The sequence below is a fragment of the Bifidobacterium sp. N5G01 genome, from assembly GCF_002742425.1.
GTDB classification, from domain to species: domain Bacteria; phylum Actinomycetota; class Actinomycetes; order Actinomycetales; family Bifidobacteriaceae; genus Bifidobacterium; species Bifidobacterium hominis.
In genome coordinates, this window is the sequence record NZ_NJNP01000002.1 from 216,676 (window position 1) to 230,464 (window position 13,789).

Sequence of the window (13,789 nt, forward strand, 5' to 3'; positions counted from 1 at the left end):
AAAATACGACGTTTTCTGAAACACACGCGCGAATGCGTTGCCTTAAGTACAGGTGACGCACTAAAGTGGGTGACGTTGGTAAACAATGGCTTCTGTGTGCCCAGCACACGTGTGGCCTACCCTAAAGGGAGAATTACATGACAGTTAAGATTGGTATCAACGGCTTTGGTCGTATCGGTCGTCTGGCTTTCCGCCGCATATTCGAGCTGCAGGCTCGTGGCGGCCAGGCCGGTGACATTGAGGTCGCTGCAATCAACGATCTGACCACCCCGTCCATGCTGGCCTACCTGCTGAAGTACGACAGCACCCACGGCACCTTCCGTCATGACGATGGCACCCCGGTTGAGGTCACCTCCACCGAAGACTCCATCGTGGTTGATGGCAAGGAATACAAGGTTTACGCCGAGAAGGATGCCAACAACATCCCGTGGGTCAAGAACGATGGCGTTGAGTTCGTGCTCGAGTGCACCGGCTTCTACACCTCCGCTGAGAAGTCCCAGGCTCACATCAACGCTGGCGCCAAGAAGGTCCTGATCTCCGCTCCGGCAAAGGACGAGACCACCCCGACCGTCGTCTTCGGTGTGAACCAGGACATCCTGAAGGCTTCTGACGTGATCGTGTCCGCCGGCTCCTGCACCACCAACTCCATGGCCGCTATGGTCAAGCTGCTGGACGAGAACTGGGGCATCAAGGCTGGCTTCATGACCACCATCCACGCCTACACCGGCACCCAGATGATCCTTGACGGCCCGCGCTTCCCGAAGGCTCGCAACAACCGCGCCGCCGCAATCAACACCATTCCTCACTCCACCGGTGCTGCCAAGGCCATCGGCAAGGTCGTTCCGTCCGTGAACGGCAAGCTGCAGGGCCACGCCCAGCGTATCCAGGTTCCGGATGGCTCCGTCACCGAGCTGACCACCGTCCTGAACAAGGAAGTCACCGCTGACGAGATCAACGCCGCATTCAAGGCCGCCTTCTCCTCCACCGACTTCTACGGCTACAACGAGGATGGCATCGTGTCTTCCGACATCATCGGCGACACCCACGGTGGCGTGTTCGATCCGACCCAGACCGACGTCAACACCGTTGACGGCGTGACCATGGCTCGTACCGTTTCTTGGTACGACAACGAGTACGGCTTCACCTGCAACATGGTGCGCACCCTGCTGTACTTCGCCGAGATCTCCGAGTGAATCAATAGCGGAACAATCCGCACGATTCTAAGTAGAACTTAGTGTAAGGGCTTTCGCTTCACGGCGGAAGCCCTTTTGTTAACCGACGCAAATACGTACCGATACAAATACGTTTTAGAGTAAAGCAACATGGGCAAGAAAAAGCATGAAAAGGGAGCCGGTTCAACACCGGCAACAGTGCAACTCGAACAAGCGGGAATCCCATTCAAGACTTACGAATATGCACATTCAAACGACCATATGGATGACGGCTATGGGGTCGAAGCCGCCACCAAACTTGGCTTTGACGAGCACCAGGTATTCAAAACGCTTATGGCCGATACCGGCTCCGAACGCGTAGTAGGCGTAGTTCCAGTAAGCGGACACATGGATCTGAAGGCGTTGGCCGCAGCGGTCGGAGCCAAAAAAGCCGCCATGGCCGACCCAAAGGTCGCCATGCGCGAATCCGGATATGTGGTTGGAGGCATCTCACCGCTCGGCCAACGCACACATCACAAAACCGTGCTCGACGAAAGCGCTTTGCAATATAGCGAAATACTGCTGTCGGGAGGCAAACGCGGCTTCTCAATCGGTGTCAATCCTAACGATCTGCTCAAAGTGCTTGACGGCGTAGCCGCGCCTATCGGCACTTGGTAAAGTACTCGACGATCGTAAGGTCCAATCAGCAGACCGGTTTCTTGCGAAGTTCACTGGGAAGCACGAAATGCATGTTTTCCTTGATGGTTTCAATGGTGGTCACATCATTGAAACCTTGACTTTGCAGCGATTCGATCACGCCTGACACCAATTCGTCAGGTACAGATGCGCCCGACGAGATTCCCACGGATTCAACCCCCTCGAACCATGCGGGATCAAGCTCGGACGCATCATCCACGCGGTAAGCCTTTCCGCAAGCACCATCAAGTACACCGTCAAAACGCGTGTTCAGTCCCTCCTGCGCAACCTCCATCAAGCGTACAGAATTCGACGAATTCGCCGAACCGACGATCACCACGCAATCCGACTGCTCGGCAACGAGTTTGACCGCGGCCTGACGATTCGACGTGGCATAGCAGATATCGGAATTCGGAGGCATCTCAATCCATGGGAACCGCTCTTTCAACGCGGTGATAGTGCCTGCCGTCTCATCCACGCTCAGCGTGGTCTGCGAAAGCAGCACCAACTTCGTGTCCGAAGAAAAATTCAGCGAATCAACATCCGACTCATGCTCAATCAGATGCACATGTTCCGGAGATTCGCCGACCACGCCAACAGCCTCATCATGACCCTTATGCCCGATGTAGATGATTTCGTAGCCTTCTTTGACGAAACGCAACACCTCACGATGCACCTTGCTCACCAAGGGGCATGTGGCATCAACAATATGCATGCCCCGAGCCGCGGCCTCAGCCTTCACTGCAGGAGACACGCCGTGCGCAGAGAAGACAATCGGAATTCCTGCGGAAGCCGCGGAATCGGGAATCTCAGCCAATTCCTGCACGAATACTGCACCTTGAGCCGACAATTCTTCGACGACATGCTTGTTGTGCACAATCTGACGACGAACATACACCGGCGGCAGATCGTCATTCCGAGATGGATTGGCAGCCTTGAGAATCGTCTGCACAGTCAGAATCGCCCTGTCTACGCCCGCACAAAAGCCACGGGGATCCGCCAGTACGATGCGTTTGGTCATGATGGCCGCCTTTCGTCACTTCGTGAAAACCTCATCAATACTAAGACATGGACGGCACGCCGAAGAAGCTGCATCGTCATACGGCGTAAAACAGGTAGACTGTGGTGTTGGTGGTAACAATACCGTTACCGGAACCTATCCAACGGCACTATGGAGTGACTATGACCTGCATCAACCTGCCTGCCCGCACCGGACAGCAATTCTCCATCTCCCATGGCGACTATGAAGCCGTCATCACCGAACTTGGCGCAACTATGCGCAAACTGACCTATAAGGGCGAGGATCTGACCGTCGCCCTTGGCCCTGATGATCTGGTAACCTGCTGCCACGGCCAGATTCTCATTCCGTTCCCGAACCGTATCAAGGGCGGCGAGTACACGTTCGAAGGTAAAACCTATTCGCTGCCAATCGACGAGCATGACCGCAACACCGCCATCCACGGCTACGGCTACCGCTCGTTCTGGAAGCTGATCTCGCTTGCCGAAGACGCAGTCACCCTCGCCTGGCGCTCCCCCAACATGGTCGGTTACCCGTTTGACCTGTATGTCACCGCCACCTACAGCCTCGCCGCTGACGGCATGCACTTGACCGTCAGCGCCTACAACAATGGCAACGCAAACGCGCCGTGGGCTTTGGCCATTCACCCGTGGCTCGCCAACAGCCTTAACGGCTATGGAGACGAAATCGACGAGCACAACGCCAAATGCAGCCTCACGCTGCCGGCTCGAACGCACGTCACCGTAGACGAGAACCTCATTCCGACCGGCACCGAGCCGGTTGACGGCACCAAATACGATCTGCGCGAAGACACTCTGCTTACCGAACAGCCGTTCGACGATGCATGGACCGATCTGGAACATGCCGAAGACGGTTCCGTCACGGCAGTGTTCACCCGTGCCGACGGCAAGAAGGTCCGTGTTGGCGGCGATGAAACCATTACTTCGTTCCAGGTGTGCACAGGCACGAAGTTCCCCGCATCCCAGCATCCCGCCGGCGTTGCAGTGGAACCGCAGACCGCTTATGCCAACGCGTTCAACACGGGTAACGACCTGATTGTGATCAAGCCGGGCGAAACCACCAGCACGTCGCTGTTCCTCGGTATGGCCGAGTGATCTGATCGTCTGAATCAACCGACCTCGTTCACATCAAGGTCCACGGATAAGCCGAAATGGTCATGTATCGAACACAGGATTTGTCAAACGTCTTGCTTGTGTGCGATAATCCCGAAGGCTTGTTAATCGTAAGTAAAGGAGTCCATCATGGGCATGCGCGGACGTAAGCGCAAGGATCGTCGTAAGAAGGCCGCCAATCACGGCAAGCGTCCAAACGCCTGATCCCTGCCAGCGTGAATAACGCTACAGAACATTGAAAACCCCGCCGAATCACCATTGATTCGCGGGGTTTTCTCATATCTCCTTTCAGTCTGTCACAAGTCCGTCGTGCCAACTGCCACTGCCGATACCAATGCCACTGTCAAACGGCATGCACGAGCTCACTCGCCACAGCAATGGTCGAGTGTGGCTTCAAGACGGTCAATCAGACTCTGCGGGGCGTGTTGCGGACGCAGATACGCGCGCATGGCCGCGATCAATGCCCTTTCATGCTCGTCGCAGCAACGTTCGGGGTCGAAACAATCACCGGAGGCGCTAACGCGCACGCTGGTATGCGTAACCCGGGTCACAACAGTGCCGTCCTCGCTGGTGGTGACAGTGGTGATATGCCGTTCGATCGATTCACTCATGCTCTGCCCTTCCCCGCCGTGGCATAGCCACGTTCCTTCGCATAGTTGGCAAGTTCTCGTTTCAACTGCGTACGCGCGCGATTGAGACGGCTCATCACCGTACCGATTTTCACACCCTGCTCGTCAGCTACCTGCTGGTATGACTTGCCGTCGATCGCAGCGTCGATGAACACCTGACGGCGTTCCGGCGAAAGCTTGGCGAGCGCCGCCATGATTTCTTCAGGCGCGTAAGCGTCCAAATATTCCTGTTCCGCTGATTTAAGCTCTTCCGGTGAATGCCCAGAAGCCGAATAGATGTCCCAATCGTCGTATTCGCCGGTGGAATCGTTGGCCCGCTGTGGTCTGCGCTTGGCTTTGGCGTATTGATTGAAGTAGGCGTTGCGCTCGATGGTCGTCATCCATGCGGCGAAGTTCGTTCCCTCTTGGAAGGAGTCGAATGCCTTGAATCCTCGTTCGAAAGTATCCTGCACCAAATCTTGGGCGTCGTCGGGATCGTTGGTCAGCTTCATCGCCTGCCGGTACAACGCATCAACCACAGGCATGGCAAGTTTTTCAAAACGCGCCCTTTTGCTTGCCATGGTTTCCGTTCGTACTTCAGTCACAGCTTCATTGTAATCACATCGACTTCCACATGCCATGCACATAGCTGACGGTAGAATGGCTGTTCGGTATCCGAAGAACAGGGAGAACACGAAACATGGCTTTGACTCTGGCATCTGCAGCGCGTCTGCTCAGCGAGTACGGATTGCTGCGCGAAATCATCCAAGGAGACGCCTGGACGCTTGACGTGCAGACCATCAACGGATTCGACAAGCCGTTCGGTTCAATCACCTACGACACCAGGCAGGTCGTATCTGGCACACTCCTGTGCTGCAAAGGCCGTTTCAAAGCGGAATATCTCAATGGCATCGATGATCGTGGTCTTGCCGCATACGTTGCGGAAAACGACTTCTCCGCAACAACAACGGCCCCTGGACTCATTGTGAACGACGCGCGCAAGGCCATGAGCCTACTGTCCGCCGCGTTCTACGGCCATCCGCAGAATCAACTGAAAGTCGTCGGCATTACCGGTACCAAGGGGAAAACCACCACCGCCTATCTCACCCAGGCCATGCTCAACGGCTGCTCCGGAGGAAAATGCGCACTATTCTCCTCCGTCGACAATTGCCTTGACGGACATACCTATGTCGAATCCGACCTGACCACTCCGGAATCCATGGATGCGTTCCGTATGATGCGCGAGGCTGTTGACAATGGCATGGAATACCTGGTCATGGAGGTTTCGTCGCAGGCGTACAAAGTCGACCGTGTTTTCGGACTCACCTTCGACGTCGCCGCATTCCTCAATATCAGCCCGGACCATATCAGCCCCATTGAGCATCCGACATTCGAGGATTACTTCCACTGCAAACGTCAGATCGTAAAGAATTGCCGTTCCCTGGTTCTCGGCACGGCATGCGCACACGCCGATCTTATTCGTCAGGATGCTGCAATCGCCGATATTCCCGTCGCCACGTTCGCTCTTGGCGAAGCATCGGCCGCAGATGTGACCGCGTGGCCGAAATCCGCCGACCATAGTAGATTCGCCATTGCGCTGGAAGGTGAACAGATTGGCTCTCTCAGCCTGCAATTGGATGGCGATTTCAATTATGCGAACGCCGCCGCGGCCATTGCCATTGCGCATGCCGTTGGATTCGATTTCCACGAAACCGCCGCGAAGGAAGCGCTGCGCAATATGGAACCGGTACGTATCGCCGGTCGTATGGAGCATTTCCACGATACGAAATCGAATACCATCGCCATTGTCGATTACGCGCACAATTATGCTTCCGTAACGGCGTTGCTCGACTATGTTGACCAACGTTACGGCAAGGACGATCCTGAAGTCACGCTGGTCACTGGATCCGCAGGCAATAAAGCGTATGACCGCAGATCAGAAATCGTCAGGGCCGCGCAGAATCGCATCGACCATCTGATTCTCACCTTCGAAGACACGGATGATGAGCCTGTGGAACGCGTCTGCCAAGACATGCTTGACAGTGTCACCAATCCTGATCTGGATGCGAGAATCATTCTCGACCGTACGGAAGCAGTGGAATCGACCGTAGCAATCGATCGTAAGAATCCCAACCGCCTCCATATCATCCTCATCATCGGCAAAGGCAACGAGCGCTGGTTCAAAGACCACGGCAAGCATGTTCCCTTCGAAGGCGACGACCACATTGTGGAACGTATTTTTGAACTTGCCTGACCTGCGGCAACAGCCGACCAACATCGAGTAATCACCAACCATAAGGAACAATCCAACAATCATGATCACTCTTGAATTCACCGACGCAGCCACCATGGAGCAGCAGGCTGTGCAGGCGGGTCTTACCCTGCCCATCGAACAGACCGCAGTGTGGGCCAAATATCAGAACACCATTGACGGACGTACGCCGTGGGGTGCGTATGTGGTGAAGCAGGACGACGCCCCAATCGCATTCATCTCATTCATAGATTACGAAACCCATGGCTACCACTATTTGAGGTCCGTTCATGGTCCGGCTTGGCTTGACAAGCCTTCCGCACAGCTGGAAAAGCAGGTTCGTGACCTGCTTGTTGAGGATGTACGCAAGCGCGATAAAAACGTTGTGTTCCTGCGTATCGATTTATGGGATTTCGAAGGCTCGTTCCCGGTGCTTTCCACCGTTCCTTACAACGAGACCGTGTATGTGGACATCACCGGTGGTGATGAGGCAGTTCTTGCACGCATGAAGAAGCGTGGCCGCCGCGACGTACGTAAGGCGTTGAGGGAGAGTCCTGCCGCTTGCGCCGATGAGACCGCGCAGGCGATGGCTGATTTCTCCGAATACTACGAGGTCATGGTTGATACCGCCCGCCGTGATAGCTTCTCCCCCGCCCCGATGAGCGACTACGTCGATATGATCAGCAATCTTGGTCCTGATCATGCTCGCGTATTCGCGGCACGTATCGACGGCAAGGTCGTGGCATGGTCCATCGTCACCATCAATGGCGATCACGCGGTCTATTACTATGCGTGCATGCGCACGGAAATCATGAGCCAGCATGTTCCTGACAAGCTGATTTACGTTATATGCTGCGCGCTTGGAGAGCAGGGCTGCACTGTTCTCGATTTGATGGGCATCGGCAACGATTTCGCCCCTTCGCTCAAGAGCCTGAATGGGTTCAAAACGAAATTCTCAGAGAACATCGTACAGATTTCCGCAGGTCGCGATATCCCAGTCAAGAAAGCGTTCTACCGTTCGCTCACATTGCTGCAGTCGCTGCGTCGCAAACTGCGCAAGTAGTGATCGCACTGCACAATAGATAGTGCAAATATCATAACAAGAAGGATGCCGCGAAACCAGTTCGCTGCATCCTTTTTGTATTGCTTATGGACTGTTTACGAATGCATCGCCGATTGCAAGGATCTCAAGCGACGATGCACCATTCACATGCGTATATGCGATTACCGCACGCCATCGGAAGATGCATCATCCGCACGTTCAGTATCGGCAGCATCTTCGGAAACGTCAGTATCTTCATTTTCAGCAAGATCAGGACCGACACTGCCGAAATCGTTGATATCGAAATCAGGATTGGCGTCGGATTCGAAATCGAGATCCGCCTCGTCCTGATCCTTACGCGGCTCCGGCTCAACAGCCTCCTGGAAGACACGTTCCGACTTCGGCTTCTTCAAATCGGGATTGACTTTCTCTTCCAGCATGAGACGCGCATCGCCAGCCGTAGTGAAGCTACCGCAAATCAGCACACCGTGACCATAGCCAACGCCAAGCTCATCATCGGCGTCAACCATATTAACAGCCTCCTGAATGGCGTCCGGCAGTTCAGGAACACACGTAACCCTTTCCGCCCCAAACACGCGCTCGGCAATCTTTTTCAGATCTTCCGCAGGCATCACACGATCACGCCACGAATTCTCCGTAACGATCACATGGCTCAATAGCGGTTCAAGCACGCCCAAATACTCTTCGACCTGCTTGTCTCCCATCATGGCGATCACGCCAACGAGCTGCTGGAAATCGTAATTTTCCTCGATAGCGGCGCGCAACGATTCCGCAGCATTCACATTATGACCGCCGTCCAAAATAATGGTGGGAGACGTACGGATCTGCTCGATGCGGCCTGGAATCTTCACCGTGCTCAACGCCTCGGCCACAAGATCGCCATCGAGCGCACCGTTGACGGGAATCACCACTTCCGCCGCACACAGGGCCGCGAGCGCATTATGCGCCTGATGTTCGCCGAATTTGGCGACCGGCACTTCCGCGTATGTGCCATTCGGCGTACGCAAGGTCACAACCTGACCGCCGACTGCCGGAATGCGGGTCACGACTTCCGCTTCGATGCCGTCCCTCACCAGATTGGCATGGTTCTGCTTCGCCGCTTCTTCAATGATCGGCATGACGGCCTCTTCATGCGGTTGACGCCCAATGACCGCAGTGCAGCCAGGCTTGATAATGCCGACCTTTTCGGAAGCGATCTGTTCCACGGTATTGCCAAGCCATGCCATATGGTCCATATCGACCGGTCCAATAATGGCCGCATCGGCATCAAGCACGTTGGTGGCGTCCCAGCGGCCGCCCATGCCAACTTCAACGATGGCCACATCGACCGGAGCGTCGGCGAACTTCCAGATGGCCATGGCGGTGAGCACTTCGAAGAAGCTCATTTTCGGCTTGTCGAGTTCTTCCATCTTCATGTCGACCATGGCTACAAGGTCCTTGATCTGATCCCAGGTATCAACGAAATCGTCGTCGGAAAGCTGCTGCCCGTCGATGGCGATGCGCTCGTTGACATGTTCAAGATGCGGTGACGTGTACAAACCGGTCCGCATGCCGTAGGCACGGCAGATCGCCTCGGCCATGCGCGCGGTAGACCCTTTGCCGTTGGTTCCGGTGATGTGAATCACACGGAACGACTGTTCGGGATGTCCCATGATGTCGAGGATCATCTTCATGCGTTGCAGGTCAAGATTGGTAGTATTGCGCTCTGATGGGCGGCTCATGATGTCGCGTTCGACGTCGATCATGCTTTCATTGTTGCGATTCGGATGTTCGAATGACATATTCTTTCGAATTCCTCCCCTACCTTGGAATTACTCACTCAATCTCCCTTATTCTATGTGCTTGCATGAACGTTGCGCGGCACAAAAAGTTATAGGATGGTTTGCGGTAATTGCGTAAGCATGGATAACAATATTCAGGAGATGTGATGAACGAAGTCATTACCGATAAAGACAAGGAGTATGAAGCCATGGAGCAGTCCAGCGCCCCCGGCCCCGATCAGGCGATGAGCGACCGTGTGAACAATCGTTCGCTGCGCCCGCGTTCCGAGGCGTTCAAGGAGTTCATGACCACCGGTTGGGATGATAATGAGCCGACTATTGAACCGTTGGAATCTTCCCATTACATTCAGGCTCGTCTTGACACGCTGGGTAAGGCTTTTCCCGGAGAGCGCATTGTAATTCCGGCCGGTCAGCCGAAGGTGCGCAACAACGACTGCGATTATGCGTTCCGTCCGGATACGACGTTTTCGTATTACACCGGTTTGGGTGAAGACTACGAGGCCGGTGCAGTACTGGTGTTGAATCCGGTTGATCCTGATTCTCCGGAGGCTGCGGCCGGCAAGACGCATGTGCCGGAATTGTTTGTGGCTCCGCGTGCGAACCATTACACGCAGGACTTTTTCATGGATGCCCATTATGGAGAATATTGGGTTGGACCTCGTGCCGGATTGCAGGAGATGACTGCAATGACCGGTATTGAGACCAATGACATTGCACAGCTGGCTGATGCATTGAGCAAGGATGTCGGTTCTGAGGCTGGTGCCGTGCGTGTGCGTGTGATTCGCGAGGCTGATCCGCAGATCACCGAAATGGTGGAGGATATTCGCGAGGCAAACGGCTTCGCCGATCCGGATGGCAATACCAATGCCGATGACAAGCTTCATGAGTTTGCCGCCGAGGCTCGCATGTGCAAGGACGAATATGAAATTCGTGAGATGCGCAAGGCCGTTGCCGCAACCAAGCATGGTTTCGACAATATTCTGCGCAAGCTGCCGTCATCGCTCGACAAGCCTCGTTCGGAACGTATGCTGGAAGGCGCGTTCAATGCCATTTCCCGCGAGGAAGGCAATGAGGTCGGCTACGATACGATTATCGCTTCCGGCGCTCATGCGCCGATTCTGCATTGGATGCGTAACACCGGTACCGTGGAGTCCGGCGATCTGCTGCTGATTGATGCCGGCGTGGAAGTCAATAGCTTGTATACGGCCGATATCACGCGCACGTTCCCGACCAACGGCAAGTTCACCGATTTCCAGAAGAAGCTGTATCAGGCGGTTTTGGATTCTCAGCAGGCAGGCTTCGAAGCCGCCAAGCCGGGTGCCACGTATTCCGACATTCATCATGCGTGCATGCGTGTGATCGCCGAGCGTCTGCATGATTGGGGTATTCTTCCGGTCGATGTCGAGGAGTCGCTTTCTCCGGAAGGACAGCAGCATCGCCGTTGGCTCGCCTGTGGTGTGGCCCATCATCTTGGTTTGGATGTGCATGATTGCGCTCAGGCACGTTATGAGTCGTATCAGGGTGCCGCGATTCGTCCTGGCATGATTTTCACGATTGAGCCGGGTCTGTATTTCCGTGAGGATGATCTGTTGATTCCACCGGAGTATCGCGGCATCGGCATTCGCATTGAAGATGATGTGCTGATGACTGAGGATGGTCCGGAATGGATTTCCGCCGGCATTCCGAAGCAGATCGATGAGGTCGAAGAGTGGATGGCCAACATGGCTGCCGAAGGCGCAAAGGCCTGATATGCCAACGCCTGAATTCATTCTCGAGTTACGCAAGAAAGTCGGTCATGATCTCCTGTGGCTGATGGGCGTCTCCGGCTATGTCGAAGACGAGCAGGGTCGCGTGCTGCTCGGCAGACGTTCCGATACCGGGGAATGGGCCATGGTATATGGCATCAATGAGCCTGGCGAGGAACCTGCCGACACGGTGGCGCGTGAGGTCAAGGAAGAAACGGGCGTGGATGTTATCGTCACCGACTTGGTGTCGGTGAAGTCCTCACGCAGGGTGCTTACCTATGCGAACGGCGACAACACCATGTACATGGATCACCTGTTCGTGTGCAAGCCAGATCCGAATGGCAATGCCGAACCGTTCGTAGGTGACGAGGAAAGCCTCAACGTGGGCTGGTTTTCCCCCGACGACCTGCCTCAGCCCTTAGCCGACACCACAGTGGAACGCATGGGCTACGTGCGCGAGTACCTTAAGAACAGGGCAAACGGAGACGCACACGCACAGTTCTCCTTCAACGGCACGATTCGCTGAACACAGTCACAATTGAATATATAAACTAAGAGCTGGTGTGACGATCATGAACCGTCACACCAGCTCTTGTGTATGTCAGGAAGCCGCGAAACTCACTCCGGAATCAAATTCCTTTGGCGAGCAATTCGTGCAGCTGGGCGCGATGTTCTCGCTGTTCACGCGGATCAGGCACCGGCAGCGATGCCAACAACTTCTGCGTGTAGGGATTCTGCGGGTTATTCATAACCTGATCGGCATCACCATGTTCCACAATCTCACCCTTATGCATCACCATAATGCGATCGGCCAGCATATCGACCACAGCAAGATCATGGGTGATGAACAGGCATGCGAAACCTATTTCCGCCTGCAGTTTCTTGAACAGTTCCAACACCTTCGCCTGTACCGACACATCCAATGCAGAAGTCGGCTCGTCGGCGATAAGCAGGCTTGGCTTAAGCGCCAGTGCTCGCGCCAAGGAGGCACGCTGACGCTGACCGCCGGAAAGCTCGTGCGGGAATCGGTTCATATACGCGCGCGGCAACTGCACCATTTCGAGCAGATCTCCCACATAGTCGCTCGCATCCGACACAGACGAGTACTTTTTATGCACAATCAGCGGTTCTGCCACATTCTCCGCGATTGTCATCAGCGGATTGAATGAGCTACCCGGGTCTTGGAACACAAAGCCAATATCAGCACGCTTGGGTTTGAACTGACGTTCCTTGACACCGTTCATTTCTACACCCAACACATTCAGGGAGCCACCGGACACCTTCTGCAAGCCCGCGATGGCACGACCAGTAGTGGATTTGCCTGAACCGGATTCGCCGACCAATCCCAGCACTTCAGAACGGCGAATAGTGAAATCAATGCCATTGACCGCCTTGAAATCAGGCTGCGTCAAATGCCCCGGATAGGTGATAGTCAGTCCCTTGGCCTCGACGGCAATGGGTTGGTCATGCCAATCCTTGCTGCGTTCAATCACCTTGCCCTGCTCATCACGAACGACCAGTTTCTGCCCGATACGCGGCACAGCTGCGAGCAACCGCTTGGTGTAATCGTCTTTTGGCGAGTAGAAGATCTGTTCGACGCTGCCCTGCTCGACCACATGACCTCGATACATGACCACCACTTCATCGGCGATATCGGCGATCACACCCATATTATGAGTAATAATCAGCACGGAAGCGCCGAATTCGTCGCGGGCAAGACGCAACAAGTCAAGGATTTCGGCCTGCACAGTCACGTCGAGTGCAGTAGTCGGTTCATCAGCCAGAATCAGACCTGGATTGAGCACCAACGCCATGGCGATGACGATACGCTGTTTTTGGCCGCCTGAGAACTGATGCGGATAGTAGTCAATTCGAGTTTCGGCATCAGGAATACCTACTTTTTTGAGGATATCCACGGACTTGGCACGAAGCTCCTTCTTGTCTTTCATGCCGTGAGCGCGAAGTCCCTCTTCGATTTGCCATCCGATGGTATACACCGGATTAAGTACCGAATTAGGTTCCTGGAACACCATGGCCGCTTCCGATCCGCGCATACGGCGCAGATCTTCTCCGGAAAGGGACAGCACGTCAAGCTGCTCATTGCCTTCACGGTTCGACAGATAAATCACGCCGGAAGTGGTTGCCGTCTCCGGCAACAGCTTGATAATCGAACGCGCGGTCACGGATTTTCCGGAACCTGATTCGCCAACCACACCTACCACGGTTTTGCGTGGGATGGTGAAGTTGATTTTGTCGATGGCTTTGATGGATCCTGCGTCGGTCATAAAGGAGACGCTCAGATCCTTGACTTGCGCAAGATTGGTTTGTTCGTCACTCATTGCG

The 13,789-nt window shown here is 54.8% G+C and carries 13 protein-coding genes; 8 read left to right on the plus strand and 5 right to left on the minus strand.

The annotated features are described in order from the left end of the window. Positions 1 to 137 precede the first annotated feature (137 nt). Both gap and ybaK read left to right on the plus strand, forming a co-directional pair. Positions 138 to 1,193, plus strand: coding sequence for a type I glyceraldehyde-3-phosphate dehydrogenase (gap, locus tag CE168_RS04570; RefSeq protein ID WP_099571310.1), 1,056 nt, complete (start codon positions 138 to 140; stop codon positions 1,191 to 1,193). A gap of 129 nt (positions 1,194 to 1,322) precedes the next feature. Further along, positions 1,323 to 1,829, plus strand: coding sequence for a Cys-tRNA(Pro) deacylase (ybaK, locus tag CE168_RS04575; RefSeq protein WP_099571311.1), 507 nt, complete (start codon positions 1,323 to 1,325; stop codon positions 1,827 to 1,829). A 25-nt stretch (positions 1,830 to 1,854) separates the two neighbouring features. Here the strand turns inward: ybaK and CE168_RS04580 are convergent, their stop codons facing one another. Continuing rightward, positions 1,855 to 2,868, minus strand: coding sequence for a 4-hydroxy-3-methylbut-2-enyl diphosphate reductase (locus tag CE168_RS04580; RefSeq protein WP_099571312.1), 1,014 nt, complete (start codon positions 2,866 to 2,868; stop codon positions 1,855 to 1,857). 161 nt (positions 2,869 to 3,029) lie between these two features. On the opposite strand from CE168_RS04580, the gene CE168_RS04585 reads away from it, so the two are divergent. Then, entirely contained in the window at positions 3,030 to 3,980 is a 951-nt protein-coding gene (locus CE168_RS04585; RefSeq protein WP_099571313.1) for an aldose 1-epimerase family protein, read from the plus strand. 147 nt (positions 3,981 to 4,127) lie between these two features. Next, a complete protein-coding gene (locus CE168_RS09335) occupies positions 4,128 to 4,202 on the plus strand; it encodes a 50S ribosomal protein bL37 (RefSeq protein ID WP_003817083.1) in 75 nt (24 codons plus the stop codon). A gap of 158 nt (positions 4,203 to 4,360) precedes the next feature. Here the strand turns inward: CE168_RS09335 and CE168_RS04595 are convergent, their stop codons facing one another. Both CE168_RS04595 and CE168_RS04600 read right to left on the minus strand, forming a co-directional pair. After that, positions 4,361 to 4,609, minus strand: a complete 249-nt coding sequence (locus tag CE168_RS04595; RefSeq protein ID WP_039198904.1) for a hypothetical protein — start codon at positions 4,607 to 4,609, stop codon at positions 4,361 to 4,363. Then, positions 4,606 to 5,247: a sigma-70 family RNA polymerase sigma factor gene (locus tag CE168_RS04600; protein WP_081995949.1), complete on the minus strand. Its 642-nt coding sequence runs from the start codon at positions 5,245 to 5,247 to the stop codon at positions 4,606 to 4,608. Before CE168_RS04600 ends, CE168_RS04595 begins: the two co-directional genes overlap by 4 nt. A gap of 59 nt (positions 5,248 to 5,306) precedes the next feature. Here CE168_RS04600 and CE168_RS04605 point away from each other — a divergent pair, with 59 nt between their 5' ends. Then, the gene (locus CE168_RS04605; protein WP_099571314.1) at positions 5,307 to 6,860 is read left to right on the plus strand and encodes a UDP-N-acetylmuramoyl-L-alanyl-D-glutamate--2,6-diaminopimelate ligase; all 1,554 of its coding nucleotides are present in this window, start codon (positions 5,307 to 5,309) and stop codon (positions 6,858 to 6,860) included. Positions 6,861 to 6,921: 61 nt separating this feature from the next. Further along, complete coding sequence (locus CE168_RS04610; RefSeq protein WP_099571315.1) at positions 6,922 to 7,920, plus strand: lipid II:glycine glycyltransferase FemX; 999 nt, start codon at positions 6,922 to 6,924, stop codon at positions 7,918 to 7,920. 161 nt (positions 7,921 to 8,081) lie between these two features. Here CE168_RS04610 and CE168_RS04615 read toward each other — a convergent pair whose 3' ends face one another. Then, a complete protein-coding gene (locus CE168_RS04615) occupies positions 8,082 to 9,701 on the minus strand; it encodes a bifunctional folylpolyglutamate synthase/dihydrofolate synthase (protein WP_236824323.1) in 1,620 nt (539 codons plus the stop codon). Between the two features lie 146 nt (positions 9,702 to 9,847). Here CE168_RS04615 and CE168_RS04620 point away from each other — a divergent pair, with 146 nt between their 5' ends. Continuing rightward, a complete protein-coding gene (locus CE168_RS04620; protein ID WP_099571316.1) occupies positions 9,848 to 11,449 on the plus strand; it encodes an aminopeptidase P family protein in 1,602 nt (533 codons plus the stop codon). A gap of 1 nt (position 11,450) precedes the next feature. Beyond that, positions 11,451 to 11,972, plus strand: coding sequence for an NUDIX hydrolase (locus CE168_RS04625; RefSeq protein WP_099571317.1), 522 nt, complete (start codon positions 11,451 to 11,453; stop codon positions 11,970 to 11,972). A 103-nt stretch (positions 11,973 to 12,075) separates the two neighbouring features. Here the strand turns inward: CE168_RS04625 and CE168_RS04630 are convergent, their stop codons facing one another. After that, entirely contained in the window at positions 12,076 to 13,785 is a 1,710-nt protein-coding gene (locus CE168_RS04630; protein ID WP_099571318.1) for a dipeptide ABC transporter ATP-binding protein, read from the minus strand. Positions 13,786 to 13,789 lie beyond the last annotated feature (4 nt).

Excerpts from the sequence above, each read along its gene's own strand:
- gap (WP_099571310.1), top strand. The coding sequence starts at position 138 with ATGACAGTTAAGATTGGTATCAACGGCTTTGGTCGTATCGGTCGTCTG.
- ybaK (WP_099571311.1), top strand. The coding sequence starts at position 1,323 with ATGGGCAAGAAAAAGCATGAAAAGGGAGCCGGTTCAACACCGGCAACA.
- CE168_RS04580 (WP_099571312.1), bottom strand. The coding sequence starts at position 2,868 with ATGACCAAACGCATCGTACTGGCGGATCCCCGTGGCTTTTGTGCGGGC.
- CE168_RS04585 (WP_099571313.1), top strand. The coding sequence starts at position 3,030 with ATGACCTGCATCAACCTGCCTGCCCGCACCGGACAGCAATTCTCCATC.
- CE168_RS04595 (WP_039198904.1), bottom strand. The coding sequence starts at position 4,609 with ATGAGTGAATCGATCGAACGGCATATCACCACTGTCACCACCAGCGAG.
- CE168_RS04600 (WP_081995949.1), bottom strand. The coding sequence starts at position 5,247 with ATGGCATGTGGAAGTCGATGTGATTACAATGAAGCTGTGACTGAAGTA.
- CE168_RS04605 (WP_099571314.1), top strand. The coding sequence starts at position 5,307 with ATGGCTTTGACTCTGGCATCTGCAGCGCGTCTGCTCAGCGAGTACGGA.
- CE168_RS04610 (WP_099571315.1), top strand. The coding sequence starts at position 6,922 with ATGATCACTCTTGAATTCACCGACGCAGCCACCATGGAGCAGCAGGCT.
- CE168_RS04615 (WP_236824323.1), bottom strand. The coding sequence starts at position 9,701 with ATGTCATTCGAACATCCGAATCGCAACAATGAAAGCATGATCGACGTC.
- CE168_RS04620 (WP_099571316.1), top strand. The coding sequence starts at position 9,848 with ATGAACGAAGTCATTACCGATAAAGACAAGGAGTATGAAGCCATGGAG.
- CE168_RS04625 (WP_099571317.1), top strand. The coding sequence starts at position 11,451 with ATGCCAACGCCTGAATTCATTCTCGAGTTACGCAAGAAAGTCGGTCAT.
- CE168_RS04630 (WP_099571318.1), bottom strand. The coding sequence starts at position 13,785 with ATGAGTGACGAACAAACCAATCTTGCGCAAGTCAAGGATCTGAGCGTC.